The sequence below is a fragment of the Alteromonas sp. G4i35 genome, assembly GCF_054960375.1.
This window is the reverse complement of the sequence record NZ_JBHNZD010000029.1, coordinates 18,021-40,337: the sequence shown is the minus strand read 5'-3', so window position 1 is coordinate 40,337 and position 22,317 is coordinate 18,021. Positions and strand designations below refer to the sequence as shown.

Below are 22,317 nucleotides of genomic sequence, written 5' to 3'. Positions count from 1 at the left end.
CATAGGCTTAATCGGCCAGTCACCTTTATCGCATAAGCAAGTAAAATTATTACAAAGGGTACAGCAGCGCTGTGCCCTTTTTTGTATACTGCCTTCCACTAAGAATAATAGAAGAAGCCTGTGTGAACGCGCACACGGCTTTTTAAAATGAGGCTCCTAGCGATGAAACCATCAACTATTTTAGCTGTACCATTCAAACCTGTGAGCGCGCTAGCGCAGTCACTTACTTGTGTATTGGCGCTTACGATCAGCCAATCCGCTTTAGCTCACGGAGATCATAAACATGGCGAAGCGCATGAAATCACCGACAGCGATATTACCGTAACCACGCTCGCTGAAGGGCTTGTTCATCCTTGGGGAATGGCATTTTTGCCAAATGGCGATCTGCTAGTTACGGAACGTGAAGGTGGCATTCAGCGTTTATCAAAAGACGGTAAGTTGTCAGGACGTCTAGGTAATGTGCCTAAGGTGGTTGCTCAAAACCAAGGTGGTATGTTGGACATCGCTATCGACCCGGATTTTGCCAGCAACAACACTATCTACTTCTGTTACAGCAAAGCGAGTGAGGTTGAGGGCAAGCCGGGCAGCAGTAGCAGTGTTGCAAAGGCTAAGCTTACCGACTCAGGCCTTGAAAATGTTGACGTTATCTTTAGTGCCGACTCAATTGTGGATAACGGCTTTCACTTTGGCTGTCGTTTAGCGTTCGATGCTAAAAAGCACTTGTACATCACCATGGGTGACCGCTACAAGTACATGAAAGAAGCGCAGAACACCGATAACCACTTCGGTAAAATTGCACGCATAAACCGTGACGGCAGCGCAGTAGAAGATAACCCATTCACAGACGGCAAAGCCCCTGAAATATTCAGCTATGGTCACCGCAACGTGCAAGGCGTTACTATTCATCCTGAAACTGGTGCGGTATGGGCGATGGAGCATGGCCCGAAAGGTGGTGATGAAATCAATATCCTTGAACGCGGTGCAAACTACGGTTGGCCTGTGATTACCTATGGTGTTGACTATAGTGGCGACATTATCAGCGACAAAACCCATATGGATGGCATGAAGCAGCCTTGGGTGTATTGGGACCCATCAATTGCGCCAAGCGGCCTAACGTTCTACCAAGGTGAAATGTTCAAAGAATGGAACGGGGATGTACTGGTGGGGTCGTTGAAGTTTACTCACCTTCGTCGCATAAAAGTAGAAGATGGAAAGCCCGCAGAGCAGTTTGAATATGTTCGTGACAATCACGCCCGTATTCGCGATGTTGAAGTTGGCCCAGAAGGTGCCATTTACTTACTGACCGATGTACCGAACGGCAAAGTATTAAAGCTAACCAAATAGCATAGTACCAGTCCGCATAGATAAGTGCTCACTCAGAAGGCGCTGGCAAGCTTCATAGCGAAGCGTGGGAATGCAGGAATGGCTGTTCCCTTTCAAATTCTGGTATAAGACGTAGAATGAGAAAAGGCGCCACTTCATTGTTATTGTAAAATGAAGTAAGCGCCTTTTTTATTTATAAGGACATCGGGTCTCGTATTGACTTACTCGCCGTCGTTATTCTTCTTGTAGCGTTCAAACCACGCCACAATATTTCCTACTTTCTGTATTAAGCGAGAAGGGCGGCTTGCAATGCCGTGCGAAGCCCCTGGAATTCGCACCATTGCAGCATCGACACCTTGTAACTTCAACGCTTGATAATACTGCTCTGTCTCACTAATTGGCGTACGGTGATCGGCTTCACCAGTTAGCAGCATAGTGGGTGTTACTACGTTGCCCACTAAGCTCAAAGGGCTACGCTGCCAGAGTTTATCCGCAATAGTCCACGGCATATCTGCCATCCAGTAGTTGCTAAAGTACGGGTATGCGTCGGCAGTCAATGAAAAGCTCATCCAGTTAATAACCGGCTTCGCCACAACAGCTGCACTAAAGCGGTCTGTTTTACCAATGGACCATGCGGTAAGGGTTCCGCCGCCTGAGCCGCCAGTAATAAACAGATTCTCTGAATCTATATAGCCTTGCTTAACAACCGCGTCTACCACATTCATTAGGTCGTTATAATCTTCTGATGGGTAGTTATGGTGGATCAAATTACCAAAGTCTTCACCGTAAGAGCTGCTGCCCCTTGGGTTAGCCCATACCACGACATAACCTTGCGCGGCCATTAGCTGAATTTCCATGGCAAAGTGAGGGCCGTAGGCTGCATGTGGGCCGCCATGAATTTCTAAAATTAGCGGGTATTTTTTGCTGCTATCAAATCCTGGTGGCAATGCAATCCATGCGTCGATAGGTAGCTCGTCCACACTTGATACTACGGAAAGATCTTGTACTTCTGCCAGCGTTTTATGACCAAGTGCGTCGCTGTTTAAATCGGTGAGTTGCGTATCATCTTTGCCTTTTCTATAAAGCGCCAGGTCGCCAGGCACAGTGCGGCTTGCCGTGGTGTAAACAATGTCGCCTTTATCACTAACTGTGAAGTCGCCCGACGTGTAAGGGCGTCCAAACGCTTGTCCACCTATGCTAACGTCGATAGGTTTCACATCGCCTTTCAGGTTCACTGCAGCAAGTTTCGTTTCGCCGTGATCAAGGTAAGAAAAGATTAATCCTCGGCTGTCTTTGCGCCACTCAAATTTGCCTAAGCTTCTATCTAGTGACGTAGTTAAACGGCTGATGTCACCACTTTCAAGCTCAAGTACCACAAGGTCGCCATTCTGATAAGAAAGCTTTCTGTCGTTGAGCTGAGTAAATGCAAGGTATTTTCCGTCGGGACTCAAGGTTGGTCTACCTTCAGGCCCTTCGATATCGGTAACTTGTTCAACTGCCGCTGTATTCACATTCACTTTATAGATGTCGCTAAACAAAGGGTGCAGCGCGTAGTCTTCTCGTTGTGGTGTGGCAAAATAAATCCAGTCATTCTCTTTAGAGAAAGAAAGGGTGCCGCCGCTAGGGAATTTTCCAGTTGTTAACTGACGCGGCGTACCGCCTTCAACAGGCAGAACAAATATCTGGTCAAAGCCTTCACGCAAGTAGCCTCTTCCGTCACCTCTATACTGCACCGCATCAATATAGGTGCCTTGGTCAGCCCACTTTGCTCCTTTAGGCTTGCTCGGCATGCCGGTAAACAATGGCTTTTGCTTTTCTTCGGTAAACTGGGTGAAGGCTAAGGTTTTGCTGTCATGAGACCAGGTTAACTGACGAGGTGCTTCGCTGGTGTTGGTCAAGCGCACAGACTGCATGGTATCTAAGTAATAGAGATGGATTTGTGCGCGGCCGTTGACCGATTTTGTATATGCCACCATTTTACCGTTGGGCGATAAGGTAGCCTGTGACAAGTTTTCATCTACACCAATAAACGGGCGATGCTCACCGGATTTAATATTTACTTGCCAAAGTCGGCTTTGTCTTCCGTCAGTCATGACATCCATGCTCTGACGAGAATAAATTACCGTATCCTTATTAAGAAACTGTGGGTTGGCCACAAATTCTAAGTTAAAGGTGTCATCGTATGTCAGCGCATTTAAGCTAGTCGAATCAGAGGCGGATTCCTGCAATGCATTGGCCTGACTTATACCTAAAACCAATAGTGATAATGCAGTCGAGGTAACACATAAGCCTTTTCGTACTGGTCGAAAGGCGAAACGAGACGCAAACATAGTTGTTCCTTTTGTTATTGTTTTTTGCGCTGAGCGCGATAGGTAGAATGTTCGCTGTCGTGTGCTTAGCGTAAATCCTAACGCAAATGTAGCAACCTGCGAACGTTGTCTCTAACCATATCGCTTTCGTTTCTTTTATGTAAAGCGCGTGCGGTGAAGAGGCTGGATTGTCCGTTAAAATTACATATCCAACATTAAGCGCAACGTTTAACAACGCAGGGCGCTAGCAATGGCAGTTGTCATTATTAATAGAGGGCTGGCCGTCCTTTAAGTCATTTGAGCTTTATTCGCCTTTAAGGCTAATTTTGCCCACAAGAATATCTTTAAACATGACCCAGTCGCCCATTAGGCTGTAAAGCGGGTGTTTAAATGTCGCAGGGCGATTTTTCTCAAAGAAGAAATGACCTACCCAAGCGAAACCGTAACCTACTAGCGGAATAAACCACAGTAGCGACCAACTGGCCATAAATACTGCTAGTGCTATAACGCCGAGAACCAGCCACGAGCCGATAAAATGAAGCGTGCGGCATGTACTATCTCTATGTTCATTTAAATAAAACGGGTAAAACTCTTTGAATGAAGCAAAATGCGTGTCAGCGCTTGTTTGTGTAGACATAAAACCCTCTCGGCCAAAACCATGTATTACTATAGAAGTAAAGTGACTTAGTAGCATCAGTTTACACTAAGTTAACATTCTATTTTAAAATAGATTGTCGTGAATACGACAAAAAAGGAATGAGTTTTTTGCAAATATGCGTGCTCACTGGCGCAGATCCAACAAAGTGGCGAATTAAGAGGCACGCCCTAGTGCAAGGCACGGTGTCCAAAGATAGCCTACCTTAACCTTGTAATTTCAGGCCGTCTGCCCCATATTCCTCTCAATACAAGAAATTAAAGGCCTGCGTTATGGAAAATCTCGTTGCGAATAGCCAAGCAACCATCGTAGATATTACGGTAGAAAACTTTCAACAAATCATCATTGAAGCGTCGCAAGATAAGCTGGTGCTAATCGATTTTTGGGCAGATTGGTGCGAGCCCTGTAAAGACCTTATGCCTATTTTGGAAAAGCTCGCGGGTGAGTATAGCCAGCACTTGATTCTGGCCAAAGTAGACTGCGAGGCCCAGCAAGAAGTCGCTGCGCAGTTTGGTATTAGAAGTCTGCCAACGGTGATGGTGGTGCAAAACGGTCAGCCTGTTGATGGCTTTGCTGGTGTACAGCCCGAGCAGCAAATTCGCGAAATGCTCGCTAAGTATTTACCTAATCCTGAAGACGATCTACTTGCCACTGCTGGCAAAGCGATTCAGCAAGGTGATTATGCAGAGGCACTGCCAGCAGCTAAAGAAGCCCTAGCGCTTAACCCAGATAATGTAAACGCTAAATATATGCTTATCGATTGCTACATTGAGACTGGTTCTATCGATATGGCAAAAGCGTTACTGGAAGAAATTAAGCTGGTGGATCAAGACTCCCGTTACAAGAGTTTAGTAGGCAAAGTTGAATTGGCAGAACAAGCCGCAGACACCCCTGAAATTCGTCAGCTTCAAGCGGCAGTAGAGGCGAACCCAGACAACTTGCAGCTTAAAGTTGACTTAGCGATACAGTTGCAGCAAGCGAACAAAGCACAAGATGCACTAGAACTTCTTTATAGTGTGTTAAAGAAAGAACTCGGGTTTGGTGACGCCAGAAAGATAATGATGGATATGATGAATGCACTAGCCGATGGCGACCCGCTTAAGTCTGAGTATCGTCGTAAAGTATATAGCTTGTTGTATTAAGCCTATTTGGGTTTTAGCGTTCACCGTAACGCTAAAACCGTCGCCTTAGGCTTAGAAGTTTGTTGTATGGTCAATCGAACTGGTTCTTACAACTCCCCCGATATTTTTGAACATGAAGATATCTTCGAGTCGATCGTCGTGTTCGTTAAAAACTAGCGAATAGGTGAGAACCCTTCCTTGTGTAGCCAGTTAAGCGCCTCAAAGTATTTTTCAAAATACTCCCGTTCATAGTTGCTTGTTTCAATGTCACGTTGCTTGGAAGGGTGGGTACGTTCTAGCTGAGCACGCTTAACCATTCCGCTATCTAGCACATAGGCTGAGCGAGTAAGCCCTTTCGAAATATTCACCTTAATTGCACCCGCCAATCGGGTCTGACATTCCGGCGTAGATAATACCCAACGGCGTCCGTCCATTAAGGCAGCCCAAGGCTTATCATCGAACCTATCAATAAGCACATGCATTTCTTCAATAAAAAACTCTGTTGTTTTAAGGTTCCACGCTCCCGTAGCAAACACTTCAAGAACGTTTCCTGAGATATCCAATGAATAATTTCCGTATTTAGGGAAACGCATAAAGTACCTTTAATATGTGTCTGCGTGGGACAGATGGAGCTTGCTAACTCGAAGAACTAAATAAATCACCCTTATATGATATAGCAGAGTTCTCAAGATTTGCAGTGGATATAGATATATAAGAAATATCATTAAGCAGGATGATATGGGCAAAAGTATTTACACTTAATTTGTAAATAAATGTTTTGTTGCAGGCGCAGATTCATGCGAAAAAGATAGAATTTTGATAGGGTTTAGTCGGTTTCTAAGGTAGGCAATAAAGCATGGCATATCAGCATTTTTATACCGGGTTTCTTAATGCGAACAAAGGCAAACAGCATTATGCGTGTCACAGCCATTATTTTTGGCCCGACTGCACACGTGATGCAATGCTCAACTACTGGGATGACAGCGCTAAGTATGTTGACGAAAAATGGGGATATTTCTTCCAAACTTTAGTGCCAGAGCTACAGCAGCGCATTAGCAACATACTGAACACTGGTGCGCCACAGCAAATCGTTTTTGCGCCCAATACCCATGAGCTGCTTTATCGCGTAATGAGCTGCATCGATAGCGCTGCGCCTTATAAAGTAGTGTCGACAGACAGCGAGTTTCACAGTTTTCAGCGCCAAGCGAGTAGGATGCAAGAGCAGGGTGCGATAGAACTTATTACCGTACCTACCAAACCCTACGATACGTTTGCGTCGCGCTTTAAGGCCGCCATTGCCGAACACGATCCCGAGCTGGTTTTCTTTAGTCAGGTGTTTTTTAATTCCGGATACGTGGTGAACGATGTCACAGATATCGTAAATAGCGTAACTAACGACAATACCCTTATTGTGGTTGATGGCTATCACGGGTTTATGGCAAAGCCTACCGATATAGCGAACATTGCCCACCGAGCCTTTTATCTTGCCGGTAGTTACAAATATGCTCAGGCAGGAGAGGGCGCATGTTTTGCGCACGTACCCGTGGGCTGTGAGCTAAGACCCGCATATACAGGCTGGTTTGCAGAGTTTGGCGAGCTAGATAAGCCTCGCAAGGTTGGCGGTAAAGACAGCGTTCAATATAGTCTAGATGGAATGCGCTTTGCTGGTGCGACCATGGATTTTGCCGCGCTCTACAGATTAAGAGCCGTGCTTCGTATGTTCGACGACAATGGCATTGATGTCGCTACAGTTAACGAATACGTAATGGGCATGCAGCGCACATTTCTAGAGAAACTTGCTACCTGCAACCATCCCTTGCTAAACGAAAAACATCTAGCAGTAAGTGATGAAGCAAACCGAGGGCATTTCCTTACCTTTGAATTAGATAGTGCCGATGAAACAAAAGCCCTTGCTTCAGCGCTTAAGGAGCACCATATCCTTACCGATTTTAGAGGAAACCGCTTACGGTTTGGTTTTGGTCTGTACCACACCCCTGAGTACATTGATTTAACCGCACTGAATCAGAAAGCGTAAGTCGTTGCTTTAAACATACGTAAATATTAACGTCACACTTATTTAAGGATAGTTTTATGGAGTGGCTACTACCCGCTTTAGCGTTGGTACTTATTATAGAAGGAATAGGGCCGCTTCTTTTTCCTAATAAATGGCGCAATTATTTACTTCAGATAAGCCAACAGCCCAGCAATCAACTGCGTCAAATTGGCGGAACCCTTGTGATAATAGGCGCACTACTGCTGTTTTATTTCAGTTGAGTTAGCGCCCAGATCTAGGCATTAAGAGGCGCGAAGCGGTGTGAAAACGGACCTCATCAAACACTGCCACACGCTTTACCATAATGGATAGTACGAAAAGGAGCGCGACTTTACCGTTGACTGAAAAGTGTGCTCTTAAACCTGTATTCAACATTCAGAGGTATATTTTCAGCCCTTTGAATACCTCTTTAGCTTTTAAGCATCCAATGCCCGCGAATAATAGCAAAACGTTATATAAATGGGCGTAGCGCAGACTGCGATAGACCGTCTGTTCAGCTTTTTTACCAGGTAATGTTTAGAAAGCTTTAAAAATTAGCGTCTAAGAATGTTTGTGCTGAAAAATAAGAAGCCAAGCCTTATTTCAAAAAGGCTCGAGCGGCAGTGGGTCATCTTTGTGATTTCAAAAATAAAAATAAAATAGTCGTATTTTTGTTCGAAAAAGAGATGATCCTTGCCCTAGAATTTTGTAGAATCCCCACCTAATTTTCTTACACATATGATTCATGGCAAAGAACGTTGTGGTACTCGGCACTCAATGGGGTGACGAGGGTAAAGGCAAGGTCGTAGACCTACTCACTGATCGCGCAAAATATGTTGTTCGTTACCAAGGCGGACACAATGCAGGTCACACTCTAGTAATCGACGGTGAAAAAACCGTACTTCACTTAATCCCATCAGGCATCCTACGCGATAATGTTACCTGTATTATTGGTAACGGTGTTGTGCTAAGCCCTGACGCACTAATGAAAGAAATGACTATGCTTGAAGAGCGTGGCGTTCCAGTGCGCGAGCGATTAAAGATTAGTGAAGCTTGTCCGCTTATTCTTCCTTATCACATTGCACTAGACGTAGCGCGCGAAAAAGCCCGTGGCGCAAAAGCAATTGGTACAACCGGTCGTGGTATCGGTCCAGCGTATGAAGATAAAGTAGCCCGTCGTGGATTACGCGTTGGCGACTTGTTTAATGCAGAAGACTTCGCAGCAAAGCTGAAAGAAGTGCTAGACGTGCATAACTTCACGCTTACGCAGTACTATGGCGAAGAAGCAGTAGACTTTGATGAAACCTTAAAAGGTGCAATGGAAGTTGCTGACATTCTTAAAGCAATGGTTGTTGATGTAACTGACGAACTAGACAAAGCACACAATGCTGGCTTGCCTATTATGTTTGAAGGTGCACAAGGTACACTTCTAGACATCGATCACGGTACTTATCCTTATGTTACGTCCTCAAACACTACCGTTGGTGGTGTAGCAACGGGTGCTGGCTTTGGCCCACTTAAGCTAGATTACGTACTGGGTATTGTTAAAGCATACACTACGCGTGTAGGCTCAGGTCCTTTCCCTACTGAACTAGAATGTGAAGTAGGCCAACACTTAGGTGTTAAAGGTCATGAGTTTGGCGCAACTACAGGCCGTAAGCGCCGTACAGGTTGGTTCGATGCAGTTGCGATGAAACGCGCAGTACAAATTAACTCTATTACAGGTTTCTGTTTAACCAAGCTTGACGTGCTAGACGGCCTTGAAAGCCTTCAAATTTGTGTAGGCTACAAAGATGCAGACGGCAACGTGAAAGACGTTCCACCTATGGCGGCTGACGGTTACGAGAAAGTAACGCCAGTATATGAAGAAATGCCAGGTTGGACAGACAACACCTTTGGTGTAACTGAGTTTGAAGCGCTTCCACAAGCTGCGAAAAACTACATTAAGCGCCTTGAAGAGCTAACAGGTGTGCCGGTTGATATCGTTTCAACAGGCCCTGACAGAAACGAAACTATCGTTTTACGCAGCCCATACGACGCGTAATAGTTTCACATAAAATATGTTTAAAAGCCCAGTGTTCACTGGGCTTTTTTTGTTGCACACAAACTTTACCTCTTTTTCATTTTCATTGATCACGCTTCATTTTTTAGCACCTGCATTTTATTCCTATAAGTCCTACGGTTAGGGCCTAAAACGCAAACGCATTAAACATTAATTAACAATTTAGTTGCGTTGTCTTCGAACATCCCTATTAATATAAGATAGTATCAGTTAATTATTGCGCTGCTTTGCCCGACAACAATCTTAAGATGAGCCATAGAATTGTTGCAGTGGGTGTTATGCTATCGGAGCCTTCTTATGCCAAATAGACCTTCTCTTCACGCAGTGGAAACTGGCGTGTGTTTCGTTGACGTTGTTCACAAGCTTAACGACAGTTTCGATACAGGGAAAACCCAGTCCTTGGAGTGGCGTAAAAGCCAGTTAAAGGCATTAGAAACTTTACTGAAAGACAACCAGCACGACATTTTGCAGGCCCTTAAAAATGACCTGGGCAAATGTAAGACCGAAGCCATGGTAGCGGAACAAGGGTTTCTGCTTTCTGATATCAAGCATACGCTTAAGCATTTGGATAAATGGGCAAAGCCACGCAAAGTATCAACGCCCATGGTGGCATGGCCAGGTAAGAGCTTTCGCAAGCCTGAGCCGCTTGGCACTGTGCTTATTATCGGAGCGTGGAATTATCCGCTTCAGTTATTGCTTGCCCCTTATATCGCCGCTATTGCAGCGGGCAACTGTGCGGTATTGAAACCCTCTGAATTGGCTGAAGAAACCTCGTCGCTGGTGGCTAAGCTTATCCCCCAATATATGGATAATTCATGCGTTGCCGTAATAGAAGGCGGTAAAGATGAAGCGACGGCGCTACTTGCCTGCAAATGGGACCATATTTTTTACACCGGTGGTGAAGTGGTGGGCAAAATTGTCATGAGCGCCGCGGCCAAACATTTAACGCCAGTAACCCTTGAGCTTGGCGGTAAGAGTCCCTGTTTTGTTGATAAAAACACAAACATTGCTGTCACAGCGCGCCGTTTAGTGTGGGGTAAATGGATGAATGCGGGCCAAACTTGTATTGCGCCTGACTATGTCATTGTTGAAAAGGGCTTTGAGCAAAAGCTTATCGATGCGGTTAAAAAAGAGCTGAAAAAGCAATACGGCAAAGCACCTTTATCGTCACGAGATTACGGCAATATCGTTAATCATCGTCACTTAAAGCGTCTTGAAAATTACCTTGAAAACGTCAATGTGGTGTATGGCGGCGAGCTAGATGAATCTCGTCCAGCAATGGCGCCTACCCTTGTACTGGAGCCATCGCTAGATAGCCCGCTAATGAAAGAAGAGATCTTCGGCCCTATTCTACCTATTATCACTGTTGACAACATGGAGGCGGGCATTAAGTTTGTGAACAGCAGGCCTAAGCCACTCGCACTTTATGCATTTAGTGATAAGGACGATGTGCTTGATAATATTATCAGCAAAACCAGTTCAGGCAGTGTGTGTACTAACGACACTATGCTGTTTATGACTAACCCTGAGTTGCCGTTTGGTGGCGTAGGAAATAGCGGCATGGGTAGCTATCATGGCCAAGCAGGTTTTGATACATTCAGCCATATTAAAACGGTAATGAAACGTTCATTCGCCCTCGACGTGTTCTTTCGTTATGCACCGTTTTCTAAGTTTAAGCTGTCGTTGCTTAAGAAGTTTTTATAACAGGAGTTTTCATGGTTCAACCTTTTCATCTTGCCATTCCGGTCACTAATTTAACCGACGCAGAAGCGTTCTACGGTGAGTTGTTGGGTTGTGAAAAGGGCCGCAGTGATACCCAGTGGATAGATTGGAACTTCTTTGGCCATCAATTAGTGACCCATTGTGTAGAGGCTATGCCGTCGCTGCCTGCCTATAACGGGGTAGACGATCATGCTGTGCCGGTGCCGCACTTTGGCGTTGTGCTAACCATGGACGATTGGCAAGCACTGGCAAGTAAATTAGAGGCTGCCGATACCGAGTTTGTTATCGCACCTTATATTCGTTTTAAAGGAAAGCCGGGCGAACAAGCCACTATGTTTTTCAAAGACCCTTTCGGCAACGCCTTAGAGTTCAAAGCGTTCGCCGATATTTCTCAGCTTTTCGCTTCATAATAATGGGGGCAGTTGCTCTTTGCCGTACATCAAAGAGCTGCCTGATACTAGGCTAGCGCTTCTTCTTTTTTGGTTTGAAGCGCTTATATAAAAGCGCAACACCTGTAAGGGTGAACAAAAAGGCGCTGCCCGAAAAAGCAATTAACCACGGCGTGTTAAAGTTACTTCTGTCCTTATAATCCATTATGTGCAGCATCCACATAAAATCAAACAGCCGCCATGTGTCGGTACGTACGCGCAGAACACTGCCTGTGTTTGGGTCGATATAAAACCGCGAATTAAGGTCGTCATCGAAGTTTACCTGCCATAATGGCGCAGACAGGTTTTGCACTTCTTGAGGCAACACGCTTAACAACTGGGTCTCACCAATATCGCCACTACCTGCGTATTGCCCTTTTGCTGCTTTGCGAATAGCGCTCTCTTGCATGGTTTGCAAAGCTTCACCTGTTAATGCGCTGTAGCGATAGGCAGTGTTGTCATCCACGACATGATAAACAGGAATAGCATCAAGCGTGTTTGAGCCAGCATGGCCTACTTCATTTATACGATGAGTAAGTGAAAGTACGGCAGCGCTACTGTGGTGGCGCAAAATGTCGGAAGGGGTAACCGTAACACTGTGCCACGACGTAGTGACGGCATGTTTTAAGTGATTGCCTCTTACTTCATCTATGGGCAACCAGGCCATAACCAAGCCGCTTAAAAACCATAGACCTATTTGTACAAATAGTATTAAGCCCAGGTAGTTGTGCGCCTTGCGCATAAATTTCATCATCAGGTTTTTTGGTTTTATTATCAAAAGGCTATAACATCAGAAAACAATAGCCGAGTAAACCGAAGAAGAGGGTGGTTTTGAATAAAGCATTAGTGCTGGTAGACGTACAAAACGTGTATTACACCTGCCGTCAGGCGTACAAACGTAACTTTAATTACAACCAGTTTTGGCGTGAACTTACCTACAACTTGGATATAGCACATGCTTTTGCATACGCCATAGACAGGGGTGACAGCAAGCAACGTGAATTTCAAAACATTCTTCGTGCTATTGGGTTTGAAGTAAAGTTAAAGCCTTTCATTCAACGTGCTGACGGCTCGGCGAAAGGTGACTGGGATGTAGGTATAACAGTAGATGCACTTGAACACGCCGACGATGTTGATGAAATTATTCTGGTGTCGGGCGACGGCGATTTCGATATTCTTGTAAACGCCCTTAAAGGAAAAGGGAAAACCGTAACTGTGTACGGTGTTCCTGCATTAACGGCTGAAAGTATTCAAAAAGTGGCGTCTAAGTACGTGCCTATCGACGCCACGCTGTTGCTGTAGTTTTCAGCTTGTACTTTGTTCAAGGCTGAACTAATAACGCTGAGCCCCTATAGCTCCACTAATGGTGCTCAGCTAACAGCCCTGTGCTAATACGGTTGTACTAAGGCGGCTGTCCTAATAAGGCTGTACTAATATGGTTGTACTAGGCTTTTACCCCGACCGCTTTTTTCAGATGCGGCTTCTACACCCTCTTTAGTGCGCCTAATTAAATGTACATCACCAAAGCGACGGTTATCAATGGTGTAGCCCATTGCTTTAAGCTCATTTACGGTTGCCTCTGTAAACCCGTCGTGCATACGAATGGTGTCTTTTGGCAATAGCTGGTGATGAAAACGTGGTGAGTTCACGGCTTCTTCAGCGCTCATATCGTAAAGCAGGGCATTCAATAGCGACTGAGTTACTGACGAAATAATGGTAGTGCCGCCAGGAGAGCCTGTTACCAGAACCACTTGGTCGTCTTTAGTGACCAGCGTTGGCGTCATAGACGACAGCATGCGCTTGTAAGGTTCAATAGCATTCGCCTCACCACCCACTGCGCCGAAGAAGTTAGGCACGCCAGGCTTAGCACTAAAATCGTCCATTTCATCATTCAACAAAAAGCCAGCACCAGTTACAACAACACCGCTACCAAAAGTGAGGTTGATGGTCGTTGTATTAGCAACCGCGTTACCCCATCTGTCCATAATGGAGAAGTGTGTTGTATCTTCGCTTTCTTTTAAACCAGGCTTAACGCTTGGGGTATCAGAAATACTGGTAGGCTGAATATCTGCTGCGCGTTGAGTAATATAGTTAGCGTCAGTGAGCGCTTCTACCGGAACACTAACAAAATCAGGATCGCCCATGTATTCAGCGCGATCGGCAAACACGCGCTTACCAATTTCTGACATAACGTGAATGTATTCAGTACTGTTTTGCGCTGGCAAATCGTGCGTTGCGTCATAGGCTTCTAGCATGCCGATCCACTGGGCAACGGCAACACCACCAGAGCTTGGAGGAGGTGCGGTCACCAGCTCATAACCTTGCCAGTTTAGGTGAAGAGGTTTGCGCCACACTGCTTTGTAAGCCAGTAAGTCTTCATAGGTAATAAGGCCGCCGTTTTGCTGCATAAAATCAACAATATGCTTTGCTACATCGCCTTTATAAAAGCCATCCTTTCCCTGTTGCTGAATAGCTTTAAGCGTTTTCGCTAGCTCTGGCTGTTTGAAGGTAGTGCCTGCTTTAGCGTGTGCAAAATACTCGCTAAAGTTGTTATTGATAGCTGCTTCTTTGGTACGCTCAATATAGTGATCAATGTTATTGGCCAGCTTCTCGTGAACCACAAAACCTTGCTCGGCCAAATCAACGGCTGGTGCGAGTAGACGCTCCCAATCCAATGTGCCGTATTTTTTATGCGCGGCCCACATACCAGCAACGGTACCAGGAATGCCAGACGCTTTAGCCCCAAACAAAGACTCGTACGGTTTTACGTCACCTTGCTCGTCAAGATACATATCGCGATGCGCATTTTCAGGTGCCATTTCACGGTAATCTAAAAAGTCGGTGTTATCTTCAAACTTTATTGTCATAAAGCCGCCACCGCCTACGTTGCCCGCCTCTGGTAGAGTAACAGCCAAGACAAACTGTGCCGTAATAGCAGCGTCAATTGCGTTACCACCTTCTTGGAGTACCTGCATTGCAGCATCGGCACTGTAGCTGTCAGGCATGGCAACGGCCTGTTGGCTAAGCCCTACTGTATTGTTGCTAGCACTATCAACAGGGGGATTTGGCGCATGGGAACATGCTGCCACTACTGAAATAAATGCCACTATTACCGAGATAAACCCGACGTTAGCTATCCGCTTTTTCATTACAAACTCCTTGTTACAGACATTGCTAAACCTTTGCGATTAGCAACTGACTTCCAGCAAGCTTTAATCAACGGCATTAACCAAGCATGATCAAGCTTGCTACAAAATAGGCAATAAGCGTAAGTGCGCCCGCAAATAGTGCGTAGGGAAACTGAGTTTTAACGTGCGTTAATACGTCAGTACCTGCTGCTAGCGAAGATACGGCAGTAGTGTCGGAAATAGGTGAACAGTGATCACCAAATATGCCGCCCCCCAAAATAGCGCCAATGACCAGTGAAGGGGGTAACCCTAAACTTTGAATCAGCGGCACACCAATAGGAATTAGGATGGCGAATGTGCCCCATGACGTGCCTGTGGTAAACGACATGATCGCTCCGGCAATAAATAGCATGGGAACAATAAGCACTAAAGGAAGATACTCTCCCACTATGCCCGCGACAAACACGCCTGTTTCAAGCACCTTAAGGCTATTGCCTAAGGTTAACGACAGTAACACTATGGTTACTAGAGGAAGTAGTTCACCCATCCCTTTAAAACCAATTTCTACCGCTTCCTTGTGGGTAAAACGCTTGTGGATTAAGAGCAGACCATAGGCAATGGCAGTGGCAAGAGCCGTAGCGTAAAGTACAGATTTGCTCCCGCTGCCTTCAGACAATACGCCATTACCTGTCCAGAACATGAAGCCAACCATGCTTAATACCATTATTAAAAGCGGTACCAACATGAAACGAGCCTTGGTGGCAGGTTCCGTAGTTTGGTTAACCTCTACATGCGTGAGGGCTTTTTCTTCCTCAGCCATGGGGCCATGCACTTTGTCAGCGGAAATAGTGTAGGCCACAATAAGTAAGGTGAAGATAGCGTAAAAGTTAAAAAATACGCTGCCCCATAAAATTGAGGCTGACGAAGCTGGTAGCTCGTATGCATCGAGCAGGCTGAGTATAAATGCCCCCCAGCCGTTCAATAAAATCAAAATACAAACGGGCGCGCTGGTGGAGTCGATGATGTAGGCTAAGCGCGCGCGGCTCATGCCGAAACGGTCAAACAGACCTCGGGCGAATATGCCGGCAGTGAGCACACTTAAGTTTGATTCTATGAATACAGCGATGCCAGTGAACATGGTCAAGCCGCCAACTTGTTTGCGACTCTTCGCTACCCCTTTGTTTACTAGAAAGTTGACCGTTGCCGTTACTCCGCCAGAGTCACGTATAAATGCGAGCAACGCGCCCACTAGTACAGAGAAAATAAGCACCCGTGTATTGCCCGGACTCGCGGCGGTATCAACCACGCGCTCTATGGCATTAATGGGCGCCATATAGCTGCTAGCGATATCAGCATTTACCAAAATTAACGCTTCCGCGCACAAAACAGCCAGCGCTAATGCGAGTATGACTTCTTTTTTCCAAAAGACGACGGCAATAGCCACAAGAGGGGGGATGACTGACATCCAATCCATACTTCTTTCCAAACTTAAATTTATGTGTGCCTAGGACTTGTTGAGCTTTGATAAGTTACTACGCTCTACTTGCCCTATAGGTATGTCTATTTGCGTAAGAGAATGTGTGATTGCAGTTCAAAGTTGGCGAACATGCTTCTCTCATTTATGCTAGCGTACCGTATTGTGCTTCGTGTTACCAAGGATTAGATAAACATTGTTATTCCAGCAAGTTATTTGTAAAAAACGTGCTTCATTGATGGGCCTTAGCGCTATCTTGTCAGGCATACTCATTTTATTAAGTGCTTCACTGTTTACTGCTAGCGCAACCGCTCAATCTGAAAGTGCTAACGCTTCGAATAATCCTAAGCTCAGCGCTGATACCGAAACAATTCGCGCTGTAAAAAACATGCTCGGGCAAAAAATCATTTTGGATTTTCGCTATTTCTGTGAAGACAATACGCCGTCTTCGCGCTGCCGTACGCCCATGACCGTAATTCCACCGTCACTTTTAAATGTGCTTAGTACGCACAACATCGGCGGTGTTATTTTGTTTTCAGAGAACATTCAAAATACCGAGCAGTTAATTACGCTCAATTACACCATGCAGCAGCATATGGTGAAAGCAGGTCGTCAGCCGTTATTTATTGCTGTCGATCAAGAAGGGGGCAGAGTAGCAAGGTTGCCTTCAGACATGCTCTCGACGTTTGCGGGTAACATGGCCATTGGCGCCACTTTTCATCAGCGAGGCAGCGCATTTGCGCAAAGTGTGGCATCTCATATTGGCCAAACGCTTTTACCGCTGGGAATAAACACCAATTTTGCGCCGTCGGTTGATGTAAATAGCGAGCCGAAGAACCCCGTTATTAACGTACGCAGCTTTTCGGAAAATCCAGAGCAGGTTGCCGCACTCGGGCAGACATTTGTCAGTGCTATGCAAAGTACAGGTGTAATGAGTGCTATCAAACATTTTCCAGGCCATGGTGATACCCATGTAGATAGCCACAGTGGCTTGCCGCAAGTAACGCATAGCAAAGCGCAAGCTATGGCGGGTGACATCCTTCCTTTTGCGAATATCATTAATAGTGCAACGCCTCCTGCAATGGTTATGAGTGCACACATTCAGTACCCGTCTTTAGACGATACGACAATTATTGATAAGCATGGTAAGTCACAAATAGTTCCTGCTACTTTGTCAAAGAAGATACTAAGCAATTTGCTTCGCAACCAATTAGGATATCAAGGCCTTATCGTTACTGACGCGTTAGACATGGCAGGTATTACTCAGTTTTTCTCCCATGAAGAAGCATTAGTCAGTGCATTTAGCGCAGGTGCTGACATTGCGCTTATGCCGTTCACCATAAGAACCCAAGACGACATAAAAAAGTTCGCGTTACTTTTGGATAATGCTGCAAATCGAATTCAGGAAAGCGCTTTCTTGAAAGCGTCTCATAATCGTATTATTAAGGCAAAACAGCGCTTTGCTTTGCAAAGTTTTATTTCCAAGCCCATGTCATGGTGGCTCAATGAAGCGAAAGAAAATGCTTCAATGAATAACCCTAACAGTTTGAAAAACAGAGGAATTCAAATTGAGAAAGCGCTTTCTAAATCGTCAGTATCTGTACTCTTCGGGAAGGATGAGTTGCCAATAACTTCAAATCGCTGGTTGGCGCTTATGCCAGACGCAGCAAGATGTTTAGCATTTGAAGCCGCGCTTACACGCGCACGTTCCAACTTCAACAATAAGACTCTGGAGTTTGCGTGTTTGCCGTTAACTGCGTTACCTAAAACCCAATTAGCAATGAATCTACTAAAACAAGCTGACGTGCTGGTGGTTGGTAATATTAGTCCGCTACATGCTAACTATGAATTAGGAGGAGTCGATTTACCTGAGCATGTGAAACGACGCGCAAGCGAGACTGAGGTGATGGCATTTAGCAAAAAAATAATGGTTGCTGCGAAAGCACAGAATAAAACCGTGGTCTTTGCTCCACTGCGCATGCCATATAAAGCGCATGACGTGAAAGAGCTAGCCGATGTTGCTATTGCTACATTTAGTTATGCGGTGAACATTACACAGCAAAGTGATAAAGAAAATCAGCACGTTACGAGCTATAGTCTTAATGCTTTGGTTGATGTAATACTTGGTAGCGCGCTCGCTGAGGGACGTTCACCTGTTTCGTTGAAATAGGTGGCCACGCGAAAGCAGAGACCAAGACCAAAGATATTGCCCATTTAAGTGCGAACAAAGAGCCATTTCAAAAGCCATTTCAAAAGCCATTTCAAAAGCCATTTTAAAAGGAGTTATCGTGAATACAACAAATACATCAGGTGCTACGCAAACTTCATTAGTCGATACGGTATTAAGTGCGTTGTTCCCTTTTGTTCCGCTTCTTGTCGCTATTGTATTGGTAATAAGTGCGCTCATCGCACTGCACTACCTTCTGCTAGCCAAGCAGAGCCATCTTACTAGTGAGCAGAAGTTACCTCGCCAAGTTGGAATGTTGGTACTTACTATCATTGGCGCTGTTGTAATTGCAATGACGCTCCCTGTAAGTGAGAGTACTAGAAATCAGGTTATTGCACTTATCGGCGTACTTATATCAGGTGTGATTGCCTTTTCTTCTACCACCATGGTAGGGAATTTGATGGCGGGGATCGTACTTCGTGTAAATCGTCCGTTTAAAGTGGGTGACTTTATCAAGGTAGAAGGCTACAGCGGTCGCGTTACCGAAATGGGCTTGCTCGATGTGGAAATTCAGACTGAGAGCAGAGAGCTTATTGCCTTTGCCAATACGCTGATGGTGAATTCGCCCGTTTCTGTGACCAGAGCGTCTGGCGCAATTGTTAGTGTGGATATCAGCTTAGGTTACGATATTCATCACAGCATTATTGAAAAGCACTTACTTGTTGCAGCTGAAAATGCTCAGCTGTTAGAGCCATTTGTACAAGTAGTTGGGTTAGGCGACTTTTCAGTAAGTTATCGCATTTCAGGTCTACTAACCGAAGTAAAGAGTTTGCTGAGCGCGCGTTCAAGACTTCACAAAGCCGTACTCGACGCTTTGCATAATGCCGATATTGAAATTGTTTCTCCTAGCTTTATGAATCAACGCCCCCAACCTGACGGCTTGAAAATGATAGCTAAATCGCCTGGACACACTAAACAAGAAGAAGCATCTCCTGAAGACGTTATTTTTGACAAAGCTGAAGAGGCCGAGCAAAAAGAAAAAAGTAAAGAAACGCTGATGCAGACGATCGCCGATATTGATGCAAAAATCGCTGAGAGTGACGGTGAAAACAGAGATGAGCTTAAACATCAAAAAGCCACCGCTGAAGCTCAGCTCGCAGCTTTGGTAAAAACAAAAAATGAAGAAGGTTAGTTTTTACTAACTTTTTTAGCTTCCATTAAATCTGGGGCTATGCGGGTGTGAGTATTTACTTACGCATTATGTGGTAAGTTTAGTATCGCTAACACTTCCTCCACATTTACCTTGATATGATACCTCAAATTCTCAAAGCTAAAGGTGCTTATCTGTCGATCAATCCGTGTCGTCGTAAAGCAAATAGGCCTTTCGTCTTTTTCTAAATTTATTTAAATCTTTCTGCCAACTTTGGCGAATTTCTGTAGGCGTTTTGCCAGTCTGAATTTGAATTCGTAGTGCATCAGTGCCCGCTAATTTGTCGAAGAAATCTGGGCGAGTAAAGAAGGTTTCTTCAGAGGCATTACTGGCGCTGATCATCTTGTTATATTCAGAAAAACGAGAATAGGCATCTGTCAATGTAGCGATATCTAAGCCACTAATTGGTGAGCGCTTGTGAGTTGTTTGCTTAGAGTCAGAGCCTTCAAAGATCGTTGGATCAGCATAAGAAAAGACATGTGCACTTAGCAGAGTATTTTCATGTTTAGGGTGGGGCGCTGCGCTATTTGCATTTACCGGTATCTCGGTTTTACCAAATTCAACAAACGGGTGGCCAATAAGTTGGAAGGGAAAGTCAGTGCCGCGACCTATACTCACGTCGGTGCCCTCAAAAAAGCACAGCGTTGGATAAAGGAGTATCGATAAATCGTTTGGCAGATTAGGGCTAGGGGCTACGGGCAATGAATAATGTGCAGTGCGTTGATAATCCTGCACTGGGACAACGGTAAGCTTAGCGTTGTCATAACTGCTCACGTCAATATCTAACCACTGTTCCCCCACAATCATTTGAGCAAGTTCGCCCAAGGTCATACCGTGTAAGACGGGAATAGGATGCATGCCAATGAACGACGAAAATTCAGATTGAAGTACTGGGCCGTCAACATAACGGCCGTTAGGATTTGGCCTATCTAACACGATAACATCGATATTACGCGCAAATGCCGCCTCCAACACATAGTGCAAGGTGCTTAAATAGGTATAAAAGCGTACACCTACATCCTGAATATCGAAAACAATCACGTCGATGCCATCCAACATGTCGGGGGTAGGCTTTTTGGTTGCGCCGTAAAGGGAGTGAATAGGTATACCGGTTTTAGCATCAATATTGCTATCTACTTTTTCGCCGGCGCCTTTGTCTCCTCTAAATCCGTGCTCCGGCGACATAATACTTACAACATTAACACTGCGTTGAAGAAGGGCATCAAGCAGGTGCTGATTGCGCTGGCTTGTCTTTATCTTATTTTTTTGTGCAGTCAAGTTGTTGCTCGATTCGCGCTCTTCAGGCTCAACCGTGCTAGAAGGCAATGCGCTGTGGCTCGAAACCAACGCGCTTTGGTTTACCACCAAACTAACCCGTTTACCTGCTAGCAAGGGCAGGTATTTCGAATAGCGTTCAGCGCCTACAGTAAACGGCTTAGTGCTTGATACAGGCTGCTTTTCTATTAGTGTAGGATGCTTCGCGTTGCCACCTGTATCACTTGTATATACATGTGTAGATAAGCTTTGCTGTGCACAGCCGTTAAGCGATAAGCTAATTAGTGCTGAAGATAGTATTGCAATGAATGCGCTCGACGTTAGGCGTCTAAAAACCTTGTTCAATGTGACCGAAGTTAAAACTTTCATAGCATTAGGCTACCGTGGTTATTCGCTTTTATTCACGGCGGAACGTAAATACCCACCGCTAGCATCTAATTGAGCGGCGGCCTGCTCGGCAGATTGCCCCGTTAATACCATTAAAATAGCAACTTTAGCTTTGTTGTTACACGCACTAAGCGCTGCTAAAGCAGCATTTTCACTGCAGTCCGTAGCCTGCATAACTATGCGAAGCGCACGGGCTTTTAGTTTTTCGTTAGTGGCATTCACATCTACCATTAAGTTTTGATAGGTTTTCCCCAGCTTAATCATTGTGCTGGTGCTAATCATATTAAGAATTAGCTTTTGCGCCGTACCCGACTTCATGCGCGTACTGCCAGTAAGTGCCTCAGGACCAACAACTGGGCATATAGCTACATCAGCATGGGTAAAAATAGCGGCGTTAGGGCTACATGCAATAGCGCCAGTAAAGCAGCCAAGCGAACGGGCATATTCCAGTGCGCCACTTACATAGGGTGTACGACCGCTTGCCGAAATACCAATAACGGTATCGTTGTGGTTTAAGGACAGCGCTACAAGATCAGCACGCCCCGCGTCGACGTCATCTTCTGCACCTTCTACGGCGTGCTGAATGGCTTTTTCACCGCCAGCTATCACGCCAACAACCAGTTCATCAGGCACGCTAAACGTGGGGCGGCACTCTACTGCATCAAGTATGCCCAGCCTGCCGCTGGTTCCCGCGCCTATATAAATAAGCCTGCCACCATTTTTAATGCTAATGGTTGCAGCATCCACCGCTTTTCCAATTTGCGGAATTTGCGAGGTAACTGCGTTTGCCACTTTCGCGTCTTCGTTGTTAATGCGGGCAAGAATGCCTTCCGTGCTTAGCGTGTCTATATCGAGGGTGTCTGGGTTTCTGCCTTCTGACACAATTTTATTCAGTGACTGGGCTAATTCGTTAACGGTGGGCTTATTACCTGCCGCTTGATTGTCAGTACTGACTGTATTTTTAATACTGGCGTTGGCGGATGATTCTGAAGTAGAAGAATTGTGCGAAGACATTGAAAACCTT

Annotated in this window: 18 protein-coding genes; 10 read left to right on the top strand and 8 right to left on the bottom strand. The window is 45.4% G+C overall.

Features of this window, described 5'->3' with window-relative positions:
• The first annotated feature begins 162 nt into the window (after positions 1-162).
• A complete protein-coding gene (locus ACFI6L_RS17470; RefSeq protein ID WP_462574503.1) occupies positions 163-1,344 on the top strand; it encodes a PQQ-dependent sugar dehydrogenase in 1,182 nt (393 codons plus the stop codon).
• A 200-nt stretch (positions 1,345-1,544) separates the two neighbouring features.
• Here the strand turns inward: ACFI6L_RS17470 and ACFI6L_RS17465 are convergent, their stop codons facing one another.
• Together ACFI6L_RS17465 and ACFI6L_RS17460 are read right to left on the bottom strand one after the other, a co-directional pair.
• Positions 1,545-3,653, bottom strand: coding sequence for a S9 family peptidase (locus ACFI6L_RS17465; RefSeq protein WP_462574502.1), 2,109 nt, complete (start codon positions 3,651-3,653; stop codon positions 1,545-1,547).
• A gap of 283 nt (positions 3,654-3,936) precedes the next feature.
• Positions 3,937-4,269, bottom strand: coding sequence for an Mpo1-like protein (locus ACFI6L_RS17460; protein ID WP_014948104.1), 333 nt, complete (start codon positions 4,267-4,269; stop codon positions 3,937-3,939).
• Between the two features lie 290 nt (positions 4,270-4,559).
• Between ACFI6L_RS17460 and trxA the strand changes: the two genes are divergently transcribed.
• Complete coding sequence (gene trxA / locus ACFI6L_RS17455) at positions 4,560-5,429, top strand: thioredoxin family protein (RefSeq protein WP_462574501.1); 870 nt, start codon at positions 4,560-4,562, stop codon at positions 5,427-5,429.
• A 152-nt stretch (positions 5,430-5,581) separates the two neighbouring features.
• Here trxA and ACFI6L_RS17450 read toward each other — a convergent pair whose 3' ends face one another.
• Entirely contained in the window at positions 5,582-6,001 is a 420-nt protein-coding gene (locus ACFI6L_RS17450; RefSeq protein WP_061439296.1) for a hypothetical protein, read from the bottom strand.
• Positions 6,002-6,264: 263 nt separating this feature from the next.
• On the opposite strand from ACFI6L_RS17450, the gene ACFI6L_RS17445 reads away from it, so the two are divergent.
• The 5 genes from ACFI6L_RS17445 to ACFI6L_RS17425 all read left to right on the top strand — a co-directional run bounded on the left by ACFI6L_RS17445 (position 6,265) and on the right by ACFI6L_RS17425 (position 11,634).
• Positions 6,265-7,443, top strand: coding sequence for an aminotransferase class V-fold PLP-dependent enzyme (locus ACFI6L_RS17445; protein WP_462574500.1), 1,179 nt, complete (start codon positions 6,265-6,267; stop codon positions 7,441-7,443).
• Positions 7,444-7,499: 56 nt separating this feature from the next.
• Positions 7,500-7,682 (top strand): DUF2065 domain-containing protein, encoded by a 183-nt coding sequence (locus tag ACFI6L_RS17440; RefSeq protein WP_014948108.1) that lies wholly within the window; start codon positions 7,500-7,502, stop codon positions 7,680-7,682.
• A gap of 503 nt (positions 7,683-8,185) precedes the next feature.
• Positions 8,186-9,484, top strand: coding sequence for an adenylosuccinate synthase (locus ACFI6L_RS17435; protein WP_014948109.1), 1,299 nt, complete (start codon positions 8,186-8,188; stop codon positions 9,482-9,484).
• 315 nt (positions 9,485-9,799) lie between these two features.
• The gene (locus tag ACFI6L_RS17430; RefSeq protein WP_061439300.1) at positions 9,800-11,206 is read left to right on the top strand and encodes an aldehyde dehydrogenase family protein; all 1,407 of its coding nucleotides are present in this window, start codon (positions 9,800-9,802) and stop codon (positions 11,204-11,206) included.
• An 11-nt stretch (positions 11,207-11,217) separates the two neighbouring features.
• Complete coding sequence (locus ACFI6L_RS17425) at positions 11,218-11,634, top strand: VOC family protein (RefSeq protein WP_239300266.1); 417 nt, start codon at positions 11,218-11,220, stop codon at positions 11,632-11,634.
• A gap of 52 nt (positions 11,635-11,686) precedes the next feature.
• Here ACFI6L_RS17425 and ACFI6L_RS17420 read toward each other — a convergent pair whose 3' ends face one another.
• Complete coding sequence (locus ACFI6L_RS17420; protein WP_462574499.1) at positions 11,687-12,394, bottom strand: PepSY domain-containing protein; 708 nt, start codon at positions 12,392-12,394, stop codon at positions 11,687-11,689.
• Between the two features lie 89 nt (positions 12,395-12,483).
• Here ACFI6L_RS17420 and ACFI6L_RS17415 point away from each other — a divergent pair, with 89 nt between their 5' ends.
• On the top strand, positions 12,484-12,954 hold the full coding sequence (locus tag ACFI6L_RS17415; RefSeq protein WP_136783500.1) for a LabA-like NYN domain-containing protein: 471 nt from the start codon (positions 12,484-12,486) through the stop codon (positions 12,952-12,954).
• A gap of 128 nt (positions 12,955-13,082) precedes the next feature.
• Here the strand turns inward: ACFI6L_RS17415 and ggt are convergent, their stop codons facing one another.
• Positions 13,083-14,801, bottom strand: a complete 1,719-nt coding sequence (gene ggt, locus ACFI6L_RS17410; protein WP_462574498.1) for a gamma-glutamyltransferase — start codon at positions 14,799-14,801, stop codon at positions 13,083-13,085.
• Between the two features lie 76 nt (positions 14,802-14,877).
• Complete coding sequence (locus ACFI6L_RS17405; RefSeq protein ID WP_462574497.1) at positions 14,878-16,254, bottom strand: Na+/H+ antiporter NhaC family protein; 1,377 nt, start codon at positions 16,252-16,254, stop codon at positions 14,878-14,880.
• Between the two features lie 196 nt (positions 16,255-16,450).
• Here ACFI6L_RS17405 and ACFI6L_RS17400 point away from each other — a divergent pair, with 196 nt between their 5' ends.
• Both ACFI6L_RS17400 and ACFI6L_RS17395 read left to right on the top strand, forming a co-directional pair.
• Positions 16,451-18,424, top strand: a complete 1,974-nt coding sequence (locus ACFI6L_RS17400) for a glycoside hydrolase family 3 N-terminal domain-containing protein (protein WP_462574495.1) — start codon at positions 16,451-16,453, stop codon at positions 18,422-18,424.
• A gap of 118 nt (positions 18,425-18,542) precedes the next feature.
• Positions 18,543-19,613, top strand: coding sequence for a mechanosensitive ion channel family protein (locus ACFI6L_RS17395; RefSeq protein WP_014975538.1), 1,071 nt, complete (start codon positions 18,543-18,545; stop codon positions 19,611-19,613).
• 159 nt (positions 19,614-19,772) lie between these two features.
• On the opposite strand, the gene ACFI6L_RS17390 is transcribed toward ACFI6L_RS17395, so the two are convergent.
• Entirely contained in the window at positions 19,773-21,275 is a 1,503-nt protein-coding gene (locus ACFI6L_RS17390; RefSeq protein ID WP_462574494.1) for an exo-beta-N-acetylmuramidase NamZ family protein, read from the bottom strand.
• 18 nt (positions 21,276-21,293) lie between these two features.
• Positions 21,294-22,307 carry an N-acetylmuramic acid 6-phosphate etherase gene (gene murQ / locus ACFI6L_RS17385; protein ID WP_080759992.1) on the bottom strand — a complete coding sequence of 338 codons (1,014 nt, stop codon included), beginning with the start codon at positions 22,305-22,307 and terminating at the stop codon, positions 21,294-21,296.
• Between the last annotated feature and the right edge of the window lie 10 nt (positions 22,308-22,317).